The 15,265-nt window shown below is 63.7% G+C and carries 14 protein-coding genes; 10 read left to right on the plus strand and 4 right to left on the minus strand.

Features of this window, described 5'->3' with window-relative positions; all coding sequences use genetic code 11:
• Nucleotides 1–9 precede the first annotated feature (9 nt).
• From CXQ81_RS10840 to CXQ81_RS10870, 8 genes are all read left to right on the plus strand, one after another.
• A complete protein-coding gene (locus tag CXQ81_RS10840; protein ID WP_007931460.1) occupies nt 10–1,053 on the plus strand; it encodes an inosamine-phosphate amidinotransferase in 1,044 nt (347 codons plus the stop codon).
• A gap of 14 nt (nt 1,054–1,067) precedes the next feature.
• Complete coding sequence (locus CXQ81_RS10845; RefSeq protein ID WP_007931461.1) at nt 1,068–1,694, plus strand: LysE family translocator; 627 nt, start codon at nt 1,068–1,070, stop codon at nt 1,692–1,694.
• A 65-nt stretch (nt 1,695–1,759) separates the two neighbouring features.
• Complete coding sequence (locus tag CXQ81_RS10850) at nt 1,760–3,601, plus strand: carbamoyltransferase (protein ID WP_007931462.1); 1,842 nt, start codon at nt 1,760–1,762, stop codon at nt 3,599–3,601.
• 34 nt (nt 3,602–3,635) lie between these two features.
• Nucleotides 3,636–3,779, plus strand: coding sequence for a hypothetical protein (locus CXQ81_RS31195; protein WP_007931463.1), 144 nt, complete (start codon nt 3,636–3,638; stop codon nt 3,777–3,779).
• Between the two features lie 27 nt (nt 3,780–3,806).
• Nucleotides 3,807–5,129, plus strand: coding sequence for an aspartate aminotransferase family protein (locus CXQ81_RS10855; protein WP_101337190.1), 1,323 nt, complete (start codon nt 3,807–3,809; stop codon nt 5,127–5,129).
• Nucleotides 5,130–5,188: 59 nt separating this feature from the next.
• Nucleotides 5,189–5,791, plus strand: a complete 603-nt coding sequence (locus CXQ81_RS10860) for a formyltransferase family protein (protein WP_007931465.1) — start codon at nt 5,189–5,191, stop codon at nt 5,789–5,791.
• 81 nt (nt 5,792–5,872) lie between these two features.
• Nucleotides 5,873–6,502 (plus strand): LysE family translocator, encoded by a 630-nt coding sequence (locus CXQ81_RS10865; RefSeq protein ID WP_007931466.1) that lies wholly within the window; start codon nt 5,873–5,875, stop codon nt 6,500–6,502.
• Nucleotides 6,503–6,591: 89 nt separating this feature from the next.
• Nucleotides 6,592–7,197 carry a LysE family translocator gene (locus CXQ81_RS10870; protein WP_007931467.1) on the plus strand — a complete coding sequence of 202 codons (606 nt, stop codon included), beginning with the start codon at nt 6,592–6,594 and terminating at the stop codon, nt 7,195–7,197.
• A 69-nt stretch (nt 7,198–7,266) separates the two neighbouring features.
• On the opposite strand, the gene CXQ81_RS10875 is transcribed toward CXQ81_RS10870, so the two are convergent.
• The 3 genes from CXQ81_RS10875 to CXQ81_RS10885 all read right to left on the minus strand — a co-directional run bounded on the left by CXQ81_RS10875 (nt 7,267) and on the right by CXQ81_RS10885 (nt 11,530).
• The gene (locus CXQ81_RS10875; protein ID WP_101337191.1) at nt 7,267–9,297 is read right to left on the minus strand and encodes an FUSC family protein; all 2,031 of its coding nucleotides are present in this window, start codon (nt 9,295–9,297) and stop codon (nt 7,267–7,269) included.
• 153 nt (nt 9,298–9,450) lie between these two features.
• Entirely contained in the window at nt 9,451–10,239 is a 789-nt protein-coding gene (locus CXQ81_RS10880; RefSeq protein WP_101337192.1) for a VacJ family lipoprotein, read from the minus strand.
• Nucleotides 10,232–11,530: a hypothetical protein gene (locus CXQ81_RS10885; RefSeq protein WP_007931472.1), complete on the minus strand. Its 1,299-nt coding sequence runs from the start codon at nt 11,528–11,530 to the stop codon at nt 10,232–10,234. Before CXQ81_RS10885 ends, CXQ81_RS10880 begins: the two co-directional genes overlap by 8 nt.
• A gap of 241 nt (nt 11,531–11,771) precedes the next feature.
• Here CXQ81_RS10885 and CXQ81_RS10890 point away from each other — a divergent pair, with 241 nt between their 5' ends.
• Nucleotides 11,772–12,143, plus strand: coding sequence for a hypothetical protein (locus CXQ81_RS10890; protein ID WP_009042785.1), 372 nt, complete (start codon nt 11,772–11,774; stop codon nt 12,141–12,143).
• Nucleotides 12,144–12,232: 89 nt separating this feature from the next.
• Here CXQ81_RS10890 and CXQ81_RS10895 read toward each other — a convergent pair whose 3' ends face one another.
• Nucleotides 12,233–13,786, minus strand: a complete 1,554-nt coding sequence (locus CXQ81_RS10895; protein ID WP_101339399.1) for a beta (1-6) glucans synthase — start codon at nt 13,784–13,786, stop codon at nt 12,233–12,235.
• Nucleotides 13,787–14,127: 341 nt separating this feature from the next.
• On the opposite strand from CXQ81_RS10895, the gene CXQ81_RS10900 reads away from it, so the two are divergent.
• Entirely contained in the window at nt 14,128–14,979 is an 852-nt protein-coding gene (locus CXQ81_RS10900) for a glycine betaine ABC transporter substrate-binding protein (RefSeq protein WP_007931479.1), read from the plus strand.
• Nucleotides 14,980–15,265: the final 286 nt, after the last annotated feature.

Raw genomic sequence — 15,265 nt, forward strand, 5'->3', positions numbered from 1 at the left:
GGAGTGTCCATGTCTCTGGTCAATGTGCACAACGAGTGGGATCCGCTGGAAGAAATGATCGTCGGTGTCGCCCAGGGCGCACAGGTGCCGCGGCCTGATCGCGGGCTGTTCGCCCTGGACTACAGCGAGCAGCACGATTACATCGAGGAGATTCCATCCGGCCCCTATCCGCAGCAGGTCATCGAGGAGGCCAGCGAGGACCTGGACGCCTTTGCCGCCTTTCTGCGTTCCCACGGGGTCATAGTGCGGCGCCCGGACGTCACTGATCATCGCGCGGTATTCGGCACCCCAGCCTGGAAAACCGATGGCGAATACAACTACTGCCCGCGGGATGTGCTGCTGCCCATCGGCCAGACCATCATCGAGGCGCCGATGGCACTGCGCAGCCGTTACCTGGAACCGTTCGCCTATCGCCGGCACCTGGCCGAATACTTTGCCAGCGGCTCCAACTGGATCTCCGCGCCCAAGCCGCAGCTGCTGGACAGCACCTACCGGATCAACCCCAAGGACGGCTCGATCATTGCCAATGACGAGCCGATCTTCGACGCCGCCAACGTAATCCGCATCGGCGAGGACATCCTCTATCTGGTTTCCCGCAGCGGCAACGAATTGGGCTGCCAGTGGTTGCAGCGGGTGCTGGGCGAGCGTTACCGGGTGCACCCGGTGAGCGGCGTGTACGACGGCACGCACCTGGATACCACCATCACCGTGGTCCGCCCGGGGCTGGTGGTGCTGTGTCCGGAGCGGATCCGCAAGGACCAGGTACCGGCGCTGTTCAAGAACTGGGACATCATCTGGGCGCCGGAAATGGTCGACACCGGCTATTGCTGGTCCTACCCGCGCGCATCGATCTGGCAGGGCATGAACTTCATCATGGTCAACCCGGCGCTGGCGGTGATCAACGACCAGCAGGTGCCGCTGATTCGCGCCCTGGAAAAACACGGTATCGATGTGGCGCCGTTGAAAATGCGCCATGCCCGCAGCCTCAGTGGCGGCTTCCATTGCGTGTCGGTCGACATTCGTCGCCGCGGCACCCTTGAAGACTATCGTTGAGCGGAGCCTGGGGCATGCAGAATCTGGACTACTACGCCGTCATCCTGTTCGCGATTTCCACCTGCGTGACGCCGGGGCCGAACAACGTGATGCTGATGTCCTCCGGGGTCAACTTCGGCATCAGCCGCACCCTGCGCCACGTTGCGGGCATCAACATCGGCTTTCCGCTGATGCTGATCGCGGTGGGACTCGGCGCCGGCGCGGTATTCCATCGTTATCCCAGCCTGCACGACATCCTGCAGGTGGTCGGTGCCCTGTACATGCTGTACCTGGCCTATCGGATCGCCACGGCGCCCACGGTCGATCTCGATGACCAGGGCGGGCGCCCGCTGGGCTTCACCGGCGCCGCGCTGTTCCAGTGGGTCAACCCCAAGGCCTGGATCATGGCGGTGGGCGCGGTCCTGGCCTACACCACACCGGTCGGTTCCTACAGTGCGCAGATCCTGCTGATCGCCTTGATCTTCTTTCTCTTCGGCTCGCCCTGCTCGATGGTCTGGGTGCTGTTCGGACGTTATTTGCGGCGCTTTCTCAGCGAGCCGAACCGGCTGCGGCTGTTCAATATTTCAATGAGTGTGTTGTTGGTGGTGTCGTTGATTCCGGCATTAAAAAGCCTGCCGGTCTCAAGTTGGTTGCACGGATGACGGACTGTGCACAGACACAGGGAATTTCCATGGATTGGCATGAAGCTATGAGGATGAGCGTTTAAATGGCTACTTACGTATTAGGGATTTCGGCGTTCTATCACGACAGCGCAGCAGCGTTGGTGAAGGACGGGGTGCCGGTGGCGGCGGCCCAGGAAGAGCGCTTCACGCGGGTGCGGCACGACGCGGCGTTTCCGGCCAATGCCATCAAGTACTGCCTGGACGCCGAGGGTATCGGCCTCGATGAGCTGACCGCCGTGGTCTACTACGAAGACCCGCAGGAAAAGTTCTCGCGGATGATTTCCTCCTTCGCCAGTGGCGGTATCAGCGGCGCGCGCACCTTCATCAGCACCATGCCGGAATGGATCCGCTGGAAGCTCAATGTGCTCAAGTTCATCGACGAGAAGCTCGAGGAACTGGGGCGTGGTACCGGTCCGCTCACCATCGCCTCGCAGCACCACCGTTCCCATGCCGCGGCGGCGTTTTTCCCGTCGCCGTTCGAGCAGGCGGCGGTGCTGTGCATCGACGGCATCGGCGAATGGCATTCGACCACGATCTGGAAGGGCGACGGTTCCAAGCTCGACCTGATGAACTCGATTTCCTATCCGCACTCGGTCGGCCTGTTCTACTCGGCGTTCACCTATTACTGCGGCTTCAAGGTCGACTCCGGCGAGTACAAGCTCATGGGCCTGGCGCCTTACGGCCGGCCGATCTATGCCGACAAGATCCGCAAGGAATTGATCAACATCCGCGCCGACGGCTCCTTCACCCTGAACATGAAGTACTTCGAGTACCTGCGTGGTGAGCGCATGGTCGGCGAGGCATTCGAGGAGTTGTTCGGCGGTCCGGTGCGCAAGCCGGAGAGCCCGATCACCCAGCGCGAATGCGACCTGGCGGCCTCGGTACAGCAGGTGACCGAGGAAGTGGTGCTGGGGCTGGCCACCGCGGCCGTGCGGCAGACCGGTTACCGCAACCTGTGCCTGGCCGGTGGCGTGGCGCTCAACTGCGTGGCCAACGGCGTGCTCAGCCGTTCCGGACGTTTCGACGCGATCTGGATTCAACCCGCGGCCGGCGACGCCGGTTGTGCCCTGGGGGCGGCCATGGATTATTCGGTCAAGCGCACCGGGCGCCCGCACCTGGGCAGCAAGAAGCTCGACGCCATGAGCGGCAGCCTGTTGGGGCCGGGCTTTGGCGATGAAGAGATCCAGGCGTTTCTCGACGCCAACCAGTATCCATACCGGCGCTTCGAGGGTGCCGAGCTGTATGACGAAACCGCGCGGCACCTGGCCGACGGCGCCGTGGTCGGCTGGTTCCAGGGACGCATGGAGTTCGGCCCGCGAGCCCTGGGCGCGCGCTCGATCCTCGGCGATCCACGCAATCCCGAGATGCAGCGCACCATGAACCTGAAGATCAAGTACCGCGAATCCTTCCGGCCCTTTGCCCCGGCGGTGCTGGACGAGGACGCCCAGGTCTACTTCGACATCTGCGAGAAGAGTCCGTACATGTTGATGGTTTCGCAGGTCACCGACTCGATCAAGACCGAGGAATCGCGCAAGCCGGGTGGCCCTGAGCGTGGCCTGGGCAGCATCAACTCGATCCGTTCGCAACTGCCGGCGGTGACCCACGTCGACCTGTCGGCGCGGGTGCAGACAGTGACCGAAGAAAACAACGCGCCGTTCACCCATCTGCTGCGCAGTTTCAAGAAGCGCACCGGCTGCTCGGTACTGGTCAACACCTCGTTCAACGTGCGCGGCGAGCCGATCGTGTGCAAGCCGGAAGAAGCCTACGCCTGCTTCATGCGCACCGAGATGGATGTGCTGGTACTGGGCAACTTCATTCTCGAGCGCACGACCCAGCCGGAGTTCGTCGAAGAGGTCGACTGGCGCAACGAGATCCCGCTGGACTGATCGCTCACTCACTTTTTATTCAGGAGACAAGGCCATGCTCAGGTTGCTTTCGTTGTTGATGTTCGCTGTGGTGTTGCTACCGATCGGCTGGGCGCGCCGGATATTCAATTCCTCGCGCTTCAGCCAGCGTTTCCATCAAGGCTCGACGGCGTGGGACCACCCGGAAAACACCCGTTAGGCCGCATAACTGCAAGGGCTCGGATCCATGTCAACGGTCATCTACAAGAACTTGAATGCCTCACCGATTCTCGCCGTCAATGGTGCTGGGGTCTGGCTTGAGGATGCCTCGGGCAAACGCTACCTCGACACGTGCGGCGGGGTGGCCGTTTCCAGCCTGGGACATGGACACCCACGGATCGCCGCGGCCATCGAGCAGCAGGCGAAAAAACTCAGTTGGGCCCACGCCGGCAGCTTCACCACAGCCGCCGCCGAGGAGTTGGCGGACCTGCTGGTGGGGGCCTCCGGCGGGTTGGCCAAGGCGCAGTTTCTCTCCGGCGGCTCCGAGGTCATGGAGCTGGCGATGAAAATTGCCTACCAGTATCAGTGCGAGCGCGGGCTGCCGGGCAAATCGATCTTTATCTCGCGGCAGCAGAGCTACCACGGCAGCACCCTGGGGACCTTGTCGATATCCGGCAACCTGCAGCGTCGCGGGGTCTTCGAGCCGTTGCTGGGAGCCGCCGAATTCGTCTCGCCCTGTTATGCCTATCGCCATCAGGGGACCGATGAAAGCGACGAGCAGTACGGGACGCGCCTGGCGCTGGAGCTGGACGAAAAAATCAGGTCGCTGGGCAGCGACAGGGTCGCGGCGTTTTTCGCCGAGACCGTGGTCGGCTCCACCAATGGCGCGGTGCCGCCGGTGCCGGGGTACTTCCGCAAGATCAAGGCGGTGTGCGAGCGCCACGACGTGCTGCTGATCCTCGACGAGGTGATGGCCGGCATGGGCCGTACCGGCAGGTTCTTCGCCTACGAGGACGACGGCATCGTGCCGGACATGGTCGCGGTCGGCAAAGGCCTGGCGGCCGGTTACCAGCCGATCTCGGCGTTGCTGGTCAGCAGCCAGGTGCATGAGGCCATGGCGGGCAACTCCGGGGTACTGGGCAACGGCCAGACCCACGTCAACCACCCGCTGGCCTGCGCCGTTGCGCTGGAGGTGCAGCGGGTCATCGAGGACGAGAACCTGCTGCAGGCCGTGCGCCTGCGCGGCGAGCAACTGCGCCACGGCCTGCGCGAGTGCCTGGCGCGCTTCGAGCATGTCGGCGATGTGCGCGGGCGTGGGCTGTTCGTCGGCGTGGAGTTCGTTCAGGACCGGAATACCCGCGAGCCCTATCGCGGTGGCGGCCGTTACGCCGCGAGCCTCAAGGCGCAGGCGCTGGAACAAGGGCTGCTGATTTATCCGGGCAGCGGAACCGCCGACGGTGTTCACGGTAACCACGTGCTGTTCGCGCCGCCGTTCATCTCCAGCGAAGCGGAAATCGCCGAAATGGTCGAGCGCTTCACGGCGGTGGTCGAGGCCTGCCAGCAGGGTTAGCGGGAGGGCGGACCGGGGGTGTTTTCGAAATGTACCAACAGCCAATAGTGGAAAAGACTATGCAGACCATCGAACCATGCAAGGACAAAGTTCTATTGTCGGTGTGCACCATGGACTGGTGCGATCACGGCGTTGAATTCGCCAAGACGGTTTTTTCCAACCTGGAAGTGTTCTGTTGGGACCCGGGCGACCCCTATCCGTATCACCTGGAAGACTGGGAAGGCGACTGGATCATTTCCTATCGTGGCGACTTCATCTTCCCGCCGAGCATCTATCAGCGGGCCCGCAAGGGCGCAATCAACCTGCACCCGGCGCCGCCCAAGTACCGCGGCCTGGGCAGCCAGCACTACGCGATCTACTACCAGGATGAAACCTACGGCTCGACCTGCCATCACCTGGCGCCCTCGGTGGACAGCGGCGACATCATCCATGTTGCGCGTTTCAATATCGCCCCGGCGGAAACCGCGTCTTCGCTGCGCCTGCATGTCGGCGCCTATTGCCTGCAGCAGTTCATCCATCTGTTGACCGACTACATCCTGCAAGGCCGTCCGCTGCCGGTTTCGCCCGAGCGCTGGGGCGAGCGGCTGTACAAGCAATCCGAACTCAAGCCCTGGATGGAAAAGATCCGGGCCGAAGAACCCGATCATCGCTGCTTCAAGTAGCGAGGATGGATGCCGGCCCGCGCGGGGCGGCATCCCCGGTTGGTAAACCCTGCTCCCGCGACTTCTACGAGAGACCGTCAAATGTTTGATTTATCGAGCTTTGGTGCTGCTATGGCCGTTTATGTCATCGGAACCGCCAGCCCTGGCCCGGGTAACCTGGCGATTGCCAACACCTCGCTCAGCTACGGGCGTACCCCGGGGTTGGCGCTGGCGGCCGGGGTCATTTCCGGTTCGTTGTGCTGGGGCGCGATGACGGCCGCGGGCGTCTCGGCCTTGCTGATGTCCAACACCCAGGTGCTGGTCTGGCTGAAGATCCTCGGCGCCTGCTATCTGTTGTGGCTGGCCTACAAATCCATCCGCGGTGCCCTGAGCTCGAGCGCGGTCAACCTCAACCGCGCCCGGGCCAAACAGAGCCGCACGCTGGGGTTCTACCTGCAAGGGCTGGGCATCCACCTGACCAACCCCAAGGCGGCCCTGACCTGGTTCACCGTGACCACCGTCGGCCTCAGCGCCACGGCGCCGTCCTGGGCCAGCTTCGTGCTGGTGGGCAGCTGTGCGGTCGCCGGTTTCGTGATTTTCTGCGCCTATGCCCTGGCCTTTTCCGCGCGTTCGGCGGAGCCGTTTTTCGTCCGCACGCGCAAGGCTTTCGGCCTGGTCTGCGGCGCGTTCTACGCGATGGTCGCCGCAGGTTTCATCGGGTCCTTGCTGTAAGCGTGGATAAGCCTCGCCCGTGGCGATCGCCGGGGCGAAAACAATGACTCAGGGCTCTGTTCGGAGCATGTACTTCTCAGGATGACTGTATGCCGTTGTCGATCGACTTGTTGTTGGCTTTCGCCTTGTTTGCCTTTGTCACCTCGGTAACCCCCGGACCGAATAACGCCATGCTGCTGGCTTCGGGCGTGAATTTCGGATTCCGCCGCACGGTGCCGCATATCCTCGGGATCAGTTCGGGGTTCCTGGTGCTGGTGCTGGCCGTGGGCCTGGGCCTGGGCGCGGTGTTCGAGGCCTACCCGGTGCTGTACAAGGTGCTGCGCTACGTCGGTGCGGCCTATCTGCTGTATCTGGCCTGGAACATCGCCCGTTCCGGGCCGGTGTCCCAGGAAGTCGACGGCAAGGGCCGGCCGCTGGGGTTCTGGGGCGCCGCGGCGTTCCAGTGGGTCAACCCCAAGGCCTGGGTCATGGCGCTGGGGGCCATCAGCACCTACACGCCGTTGCAGGGTTACTTTTTCAACGTGGTAGTGATCGCCAGCCTGTTTGCCTTGATCAACGCTCCGAGCGTCGGGGTCTGGGCCGGGTTCGGCAGCGTGCTGCGCAACGTCCTGCGCGATCCGCGCTGGCTGCGCCTGTTCAACTACGGCATGGCGTTGCTGCTGGTGATTTCGCTGTTCCCGTTGCTGCAAGCCTGAGGGGCTTTCCCAGGGCGTTATGCCGCCACCCGCCGCCACCGGCGCGTGGCGGTTTTTTTTGCCCGCTCATTACCCCTGGGCAACCGCCGCCACGCCGGGTTCGTGGCGAGTCAGGCGGCACCATTTGTGCCAGGTGAATTGCAGTTGCAGCAGCGCCGCCCTGGCCATTTCCAGATCCTGTTCCGGCAGTTGCGGCGCCTGTTCCAGGGCCTTGAGCAGGGCGACGGTCGGAGTGTCCAGTCGATCGCTGCGGTGCGGCGTCGGACCGCCTGACTTGAGCAGCGTGGCGATGCTTTGCAGGTAGTGCCCGCGTTCCACGGCCAGGGCGCCGGTCGCCGCGCCCAGGCTGGCGCGCAGTTGCAGCAGTTCGTCGCCCAGGTCGAGCCCGAGCAGGCCGTTGTCCCAGTGCTGGCGGCGTTCCTGGGGCAGGCTTTCGGAATAGCGCGCCAGGCGGATCAGGCGGTCGGCCATGCGCCCGCCGAACCAGCTCTCGGCTTGCTCCAGCGGGCGCGAGGTGAGTTGCGCCAGGTCGAACAGCGAGGCGCGGAACATCCGCCGATAGTGATGTTCGCCGGGGTTGAGGCTGACCAGGCGGAACACCAGGACCGCGACGCCGACGCCGACCAGGGTGGCCATGGCCTTGTTGAGGAAGTTGGCCAGGTCGTAGGTCATCAGGTTGCCGGGGCCGACGTTGTTGATGAAAAAGATGCAGAACGCCGAGGCGATCGGCGCCATCCGCGGCTTGCTCATGCACAGCGAGGCGCAAAACAGCGGCACCCCCAGGCCCACGCACAACAGCGGGAAACCGTCCCAACCGGGCAGCAATCCCAGGCCGACGAAGCCGGCGACCGGCACCGACAGGGCGATGCCCTTGAGAAAGTTGAGGCTGGAGGCGGAAGGGTTTTCCCGGCCGGCGAACAGGCTCAGCACCACCCCGCAGATCGATACCGCGCCCAGGCCTGAGGGCCAGGCCGAGAGCACCCAGAAGCCGGCCACGGCGAGAAACGCCAGGGCGCTGCGCAGGCCGCCGAGAATGCCTTGCTCGATATCGCGGTGCCAGGACAGGGCGCCAGGCGCGCCATCGGGCACTCGGGCTTGCTCGACGGCCTGCAGGGTTTGCGCACTGCGTTCGAGCAGCACCGGCACTTGTGCCAGTTGCATCAGGCACAGATGCGCGTCCTGAGGCAAGCTGCGGTCCTGCAGCGCCTCTTGAAGGCGTGAGGACAGTTGGGCGATGTCTTGCTCGTGGCTGTGTTCCAGGGCCGTGGCCAGCTGTTCGATCAGGGGAGCCACGCTGGCATTCGCCGCGCTGTCGAGCATCAGCCGCTGGCGGGCCACGCCACGGGCCGCACGCAGCAGGCTCAGCAAGTCGCGACTGAGCACCCGCAGGGCCTGTGAACGTCGCCGTCCCTGGGGGCCTTCGAACCAGGCGTGATCGCGCTGGGCATCGACCGCCACCAGCTTGCCGAGGGCTTCCAGCAGCCCCTTGCGCTGGTCCTGGCCGATCAGTTCGGAGGCCGCGGCGCGCATGCCGGCTTGCCACGCGAGCTTGCCCTGGGTGGCCAACGCCTGTTCGACCCGGCGTGGCCAGAGCACGGTGCTGGCGATCGCCGCGCAGATGATCCCCAGGCTGATTTCCGAACAGCGGGCCACGGCCTGGTCGAACACCAGCAGCGGATGTGCGGTGGCGGGCAGGGCGACGATCGCTGCGGTGTAGCCGGCCAGTACGAAGCCGTAGGAGGCGTGATTGCGCAGCAGCGAGGCACCGGTGGTGCAGAAGGCCAGCCACAGCGCCATCGCCAGCAGAAACAGCAGGGGCGCCTGGCCGAACAGGCCGATCAGCACGATCGAGGCCACGGCCCCGCTAAAGGTGCCGAGCAGGCGGAAGGCGCCCTTGGCCAGGACCATGCCGCTGCTGGGCTGGCTGACGATGAATACCGTGGTCAGGGCCCATTGCGGCTGCTCGAGGTTGAAGCGAAAGGCCAGGTACAAGGCAATGACCCCGGCGATCATGTTCCTGATGGCGAACAGCAGGTCGTTGCGGCTGGGAGCCAGGACGGCCAGCCAGAAATCGGGGATTCGCAGGGCGAGGCTTTTCATTTGCAAGGCACATAGATAGCTAGCTAATGATTAGCATCGTATCTACTTGCCTGGAAAATTCCAATGAGGATTTTTCCGGGGCCGGAGAAGGTACAGGTGGTGAGGGGAGGGCGAAGAAAAGGGCCCTGCGCGGATGGCAGGGCCCTGGAGGGATCACTCGGCGATTTGCAGCTTGCGCGATTCGGTGTAGACGTAGCGGACTTTCTCGTATTCGAACGGCGAGTCCAGCTGGCCATAGCGGAAGCTGGTCTGATAACGCTTGTCGATAGCGCGCAGGACCCAGAGTTCCGGGTGATTCGAACTGACCTCGGACACGTTGAGGAAGTTGATCGCCGACTCGGTGGTGTAATCCACGGCCAATCCGGCGGTGTCGCGAAGGTTCGAGGGCCCGAGGATCGGCAGGACGAAATAGGCGCCGCCCGGCACGCCGTAGAAGCCCAGGGTCTGGCCGAAGTCTTCGCTCTGGCGTGGCAGGCCCATGCGGGTGGCCGGGTCCCAGAGACCGCCGATACCGAGGGTGGTGTTGACCAGCAGGCGGGCGGTGGTGTTCAGCGAGCGCTGGCCCTTGAACTGCAGCAGGCTGTTGACCAGGTTCGGCACGTCGCCCAGGTTGTTGAAGAAGTTGCTCACACCGGTGCGCAGGAAGCTCGGGGTGATGTAGCGGTAACCGTCGACCACCGGCAGGAACACCCACTGATCGAAGCGGTAGTTGAAGTGGTACACCCGACGGTTCCACGACTCCAGCGGGTCGTAGACGTTCAGCGCGTTGAGGGTCGAGCGCTCGAACTCGCGCTGGTCCAGGCCCGGGTTGAACTTGAGTCGCTTGAGCGGCTGGGTGAAGCCGTCCCCGTCTGCGACCACGGGTGTCGCGGCCTTGCTGTTGTCGGCATTGGCATAGCCTGCGCAGAACAACGCAGCGATGAGCAGGAAATGTTTAGCCACGGAAGAACTCCAGCATGGCGTCGCTGTTGACGCGGTAGTTGAGGTTGCCGCAATGGCCGCCATGGGGGTAGACCGTCAGCCGGTCGCCAAAGGTCTTGCGCAGGAACCCCAGGTCGCCCGGGCCGAGGATCACGTCGTCGGCGTTGTGCATCACGGCGATTTTCGGGCTGTCCTGCAGGTAATCCTTGAGCGCGTACAGGCTCACCTGGTCGATCAGTTGCAGCACGCTGCCGCCGTCGGTGCGGGCGCGCCACATCGGAATCACCTGCTCGGTGAGGTAGCAGTCGAAGTCGCATTGCAGGGCGCGCTTGAGGAACGGCGTGAGGTTGGTGCCTTCGCTGATCGGGTACTTGGGCGGGGTGATCAGGCCGCGGCGGTTGATCAGGTCCGAGGTGAACGCGATATCGGCGGCGGAGAAGCGGAACGAGGTGCCGATCAGCATCGCCATCTGCTCGTTGCTCAGGTGCTGCTTGGACTGCTGGAAGTCGTAGAGCAGGGCATCGTTGAGGTCGATGTAGCCCTTCTGCTGGAAGTAGCGGGTCAGCTTGTTCAGTACCAGCTCGTAGAAGGTGGTGGTGTTATTGATGCCCTTGACCTCGGTCTGCACCAGCTTGTCGAGGTTGGTGATGGAGGTATAGAGGTTGACCGGCGGGTTGAGCAGCAGGACTTTCTTGAAGTTGAAGCTGCGTCGGGTTTCGTCCAGCTTGCTGACGAAGGCCGCATCCAGGGCGCCGAGGCTGTAGCCGGTGAGGTAGAAGTCGGTGACCGGCAGTTTCGGGTTCTGCGCGCGCACTGCCTGCATCACACGGTAGAGGTCTTCGGCGTCTTCCTTGGTCACGCCGGGGGTGGCGAACCGCGAGGCGGCGCTGATGAAGTCGAAGCTGGTGGGCGAGGACAGCTGCACCACATGGTAGCCGGCCTGGTAATAGAGCTTCTTCAGGTACTCGTTGAGGCTGCTGTCATAGCGCGCGCCGGTGCCGGCGATGAGGAAGATCAGCGGCGCGGCATGATCCTGCTCGGCGATGCGGTAGGTGAGCTTCTTCACGGCCCAGAAGTTGTCCGGCAGGATGAACTCGCGCTCGGGGCGCAAGGTCAGGCTGCGGTCCGCCTGATTGATGTCGTCGTCACTCGGCAGCTTCGGACGCAGGTCCGGCGGAGTGGTGGCAATGGTCGCCTCGAACGGATTGGTCAAGGGGTAGCCATAGCTGGCGGCATCGATGTCGACCGCGAGCGCGGACGCACTCGAAATAAGGCCGCCAAACAGGGCAGCGAAGCGCAAGGAACGGAGCATGACTAAATCCCTGTAGAGGAAGGTGCCGGGTGAAGTTCGCAGGCTATGACCACCGGGTTGCTGCCGAAGTGCCATGGCACGGCACAAAAAACGATCAAGGCAGCGCAAAGCCGGATCGGCGGTAATAGTTGCCAGACGATACACTTTGCCGCTGTTTGCTCAACAGTTATCTGTGTAACAAGCTTGCTTACCGGCCTCGGGCGATTATGCTGGGCGCCGTTTTCGCTTATCGGAGTGCTTCATGTCCCGCCGTCTTCCCCTGATTCTGCTGCTTGTTGTCCTGCCGTTGTGGCTGGCCGCCAGTTATGGCGTGCGCTACGGCTTCATGGAGGACGCTCGATGGGTCGGCGTCTGTGTCGACGAGGCCAGCCGCTGGGAGTGCCAGGCGCGTTCCAGCCTGGGGTTGCTGATCCACTTCAAGGTCATGGGCTGGGCGGCGCTGGCGGCGTCCCTGATCGCCTTCGTGGTGCCGGGCCGTTCCGGCTGGGGCCTGGCGGTGCTGGCGCTGCTGTTCGGCTTTCCGGCGTTGGCGCTCTACAACACCAGTCTGGCGGTGTTTGCCATCGTGATCGGCGCCTTGCGGCTGGTGCGAGCGCCTCGCGCGGTGGCGTAGGAGCGAAGCTTGCTCGCGATGAACGATGGCGCGGTATTGCTGCTACACCGCGGTGCTGCCATCGCGGGCAAGCCTCGCTCCTACGGGCATCAGGCTTTGCGAGCCCGCAAGCTGCGCCACAGGGCGGCGACCATCAGCACGCTGACCAGGGCCCAACCCCAGGCCTGCTGGTTTTCCAGGCCTTCGCGATACAGCTGGGGAGCGATGCCGGCACCGACGATAAAGGTCAGCAGGGCGATTTCGCGACGCGGCACCCGCACCGGGCGGCACAGGTAGACCAGGGCCGGCAGGAGCAGGGCGGCGCTGGGGAAGCTGCGATAACGCGGGTCGAACACCAGCTCCAGCATCATCACCGCGGCGGCGAAACCGGCGCCGGCGAGCAGCCAGCCCGCATGCTTTTCCAGGCGATTGAACATACGTTGGCGCCAGCCGGCGCGGGTGCTCAGGCTCAGTGCCGCGTGGGCCAGCACCAGCAGGTTCAGGGCCAGCAGCAGGCCCGCCCAGAACCATTCCCCGGCAAAGCGGCTGGTGACCCGCGCCAGCTCGCCCCAGGCGCCGATGGAACAGGCAGCCAGGGCGCCGAGCAGTGGCAGGGTAAGCGCCGCGCGAGTACCGCGGACCCGGCCACCGAGGATCAGCGTGGCAACGAAGATCGCCCCGCCCACGCCCAGCCACAATGGCCAGTAAGGCAGGTTCGACACCGGCCCGGCGAGTACGCCCTTGTCCTGGCGATCGGCATCGAACAGCCCCCAGTAACCGCCGACCGCACCTTCGCTGGCGCGCTTCCACGGCTGGTCGAAGGCTTCGATCAGGTTGTAATGCCAGCCATTCTGTTCGGCCATGACCACAAAACCACGGATGAACTTGGCCTCGTTGACCCGGCTCGGCAGGGCGGTTTCACGCTGGCGGCCTTCGCTGGGCCAGCCGGTCTCGCCGATCATCACGTCCTTGGGCGCGAACTTGTTGCCGAACACCTGGCGCACCTGCGCCACATGGTTCAGTGCGGCATCGATGTTGGACGGATCGTCTTCCCAGTAGGGCAGCAGGTGGATGGTCAGGAAGTCCACCGCCGGCGCGATTTCCGGGTGCTTGAGCCAGAACTCCCAGACGTCCGCGTAAGTGACCGGCTGCTTGACGTGGGCCTTGACCTTGTTGATCAGCCTGGCCAGTTGCGGGCCGGTGACTTCCTTGCGCAACAGGGCTTCGTTGCCGACGATCACCGAGCTCACCACGTCCGGGTTGGCATTGGCCGAGGCGATCAGCAGGTCGACCTCTTTTTCGCTGTCCACCGGGTTGCTGTTTACCCAGGCGCCGATCATCAGTTTCAGGCCGTGCTTGCGCGCCAGGTCCGGCAGGGCTTCGAGGCCGGTCATGGAGTAGGTGCGGATGCACTCGAAGCGGGTCGCCAGCAGCGCCAGGTCGGCGTCCATGCGCTCCGGGCGCAGTTTGAACGGCTGGTCGAAGGGCGACTGGTCCTTGTCGAACGGCGTGTAGGACGCGCATTGCAGCTTGTGGCTGGCGCTGGCGACATCCGGCAGCACCACCGGCTGGCCGAGGCCGTACCAGAAACCGCAGAGCGCGAAGACTCCCAGCAGGCAGGCGAATAGATAGGGCAGGAGCGGGAAGCGGGCAATCGAGGGCATGGTCAGGCCGTCAGGAAACAAAGCGGGGCATCTTACCCGGATTTGCCGCTGCCCAGGTGGCCTGCATGATTTTGCCATGCAAAGTTCGGGCGGGATTGGGCGACTGTTTTGGGCATGCCCTGATTACTGGCGAACTGGTGTCGTTGCTGAATGTTTTGAGGTCGCAGTCAGAGCAGGTCGCCTTTGGCGTCAGGTTGATGATCGACGCGTCAGAGCTCTCATAGGGCAATCGCGCTGATGTTCGAGCAAGTTGGTGGGGCGTGATGAGGGCGCTGTGCACCATAACAACAGGTTGACGCGGCTCGGCATCCGTCGGGCGCAGCACTTTCGGGGAAGTAACGATGAAGATGCGACGACTCTTAGGCGCAGGTGCCGGTCTGGTACTTGCGATCAGTTCAACCCTGGCCAGCGCCGATAGCAAAACCCTGAGCATCGGCTATGTCGACGGTTGGTCGGACAGCGTGGCGACCACCTATGTAGCGTCTGAGGTGATCAAGCAGAAACTCGGTTATGACGTGAAGTTGCAGGCCGTGGCGACCGGGATCATGTGGCAGGGCGTGGCCACCGGCAAGCTGGACGCCATGCTGTCGGCCTGGCTGCCGGTGACCCACGGCGAGTACTGGACCAAGAACAAGGACAAGGTGGTCGACTACGGTCCCAACTTCAAGGACGCGAAAATCGGCCTGATCGTGCCGGAGTACGTCAAGGCCAAGAGCATTGCCGACCTGAAGGGTGACACCACCTTCAAGAACAAGATCGTCGGTATCGATGCCGGCTCGGGCGTGATGCTCAAGACCGACCAGGCCATCAAGGACTACGGTCTGGACTACAAACTGCAAGCCAGCTCGGGCGCGGCAATGATTGCCGAGTTGACCCGCGCCGAAGAGAAGAACGAATCCATCGCGGTCACCGGCTGGGTGCCGCACTGGATGTTCGCCAAGTGGAAGCTGCGCTTCCTGGACGATCCGAAAGGCGTTTACGGCGCCGCTGAAACCGTCAACAGCATCGGTAGCAAAGGCCTGGAGAAGAAGGCGCCGGAGGTTGCGGCTTTCCTGAAGAAGTTCCAGTGGGCCTCCAAGGATGAAATCGGCGAGGTGATGCTGGCTATTCAAGAGGGCGCCAAGCCGGAAGCGGCGGCCAAGGACTGGGTGGCCAAGCACCCTGAGCGCGTTGCCGAGTGGACCGCTAACTGACCGGGAAGCGTCTAGCTCGCAGGTCTCGAGGCCGCCGGGTGTTCGCACCCGGCGGCCTTTTGTTTTGCCCGGCGCAAAAGCCCGTGTCAGGGGTACTGTCGTTCTAATACTAAGGTCGTCTGGAACCGGCTCCAGAGCTGCATAGAGTGGCTGAGGGTCTGTTGACGCTTGGTGACGAACCGCGTTGCTGGGCCAACTTGTGCGAGGCAAGGCGCGGGATGCCGCCAATGGTTGTTCCCTTGGCAAATCCCGCAACGCAGCCTCGCGCAAGTTGGCACGCAACCCG

Origin of the sequence: Pseudomonas sp. 09C 129 (assembly GCF_002843625.1) — a bacterium.
Taxonomy (GTDB): domain Bacteria; phylum Pseudomonadota; class Gammaproteobacteria; order Pseudomonadales; family Pseudomonadaceae; genus Aquipseudomonas; species Aquipseudomonas chlororaphis.

Excerpts from the sequence above, each read along its gene's own strand:
- CXQ81_RS10840 (WP_007931460.1), top strand. The coding sequence starts at position 10 with ATGTCTCTGGTCAATGTGCACAACGAGTGGGATCCGCTGGAAGAAATG.
- CXQ81_RS10845 (WP_007931461.1), top strand. The coding sequence starts at position 1,068 with ATGCAGAATCTGGACTACTACGCCGTCATCCTGTTCGCGATTTCCACC.
- CXQ81_RS10850 (WP_007931462.1), top strand. The coding sequence starts at position 1,760 with ATGGCTACTTACGTATTAGGGATTTCGGCGTTCTATCACGACAGCGCA.
- CXQ81_RS31195 (WP_007931463.1), top strand. The coding sequence starts at position 3,636 with ATGCTCAGGTTGCTTTCGTTGTTGATGTTCGCTGTGGTGTTGCTACCG.
- CXQ81_RS10855 (WP_101337190.1), top strand. The coding sequence starts at position 3,807 with ATGTCAACGGTCATCTACAAGAACTTGAATGCCTCACCGATTCTCGCC.
- CXQ81_RS10860 (WP_007931465.1), top strand. The coding sequence starts at position 5,189 with ATGCAGACCATCGAACCATGCAAGGACAAAGTTCTATTGTCGGTGTGC.
- CXQ81_RS10865 (WP_007931466.1), top strand. The coding sequence starts at position 5,873 with ATGTTTGATTTATCGAGCTTTGGTGCTGCTATGGCCGTTTATGTCATC.
- CXQ81_RS10870 (WP_007931467.1), top strand. The coding sequence starts at position 6,592 with ATGCCGTTGTCGATCGACTTGTTGTTGGCTTTCGCCTTGTTTGCCTTT.
- CXQ81_RS10875 (WP_101337191.1), bottom strand. The coding sequence starts at position 9,297 with ATGAAAAGCCTCGCCCTGCGAATCCCCGATTTCTGGCTGGCCGTCCTG.
- CXQ81_RS10885 (WP_007931472.1), bottom strand. The coding sequence starts at position 11,530 with ATGCTCCGTTCCTTGCGCTTCGCTGCCCTGTTTGGCGGCCTTATTTCG.
- CXQ81_RS10890 (WP_009042785.1), top strand. The coding sequence starts at position 11,772 with ATGTCCCGCCGTCTTCCCCTGATTCTGCTGCTTGTTGTCCTGCCGTTG.
- CXQ81_RS10895 (WP_101339399.1), bottom strand. The coding sequence starts at position 13,786 with ATGCCCTCGATTGCCCGCTTCCCGCTCCTGCCCTATCTATTCGCCTGC.
- CXQ81_RS10900 (WP_007931479.1), top strand. The coding sequence starts at position 14,128 with ATGAAGATGCGACGACTCTTAGGCGCAGGTGCCGGTCTGGTACTTGCG.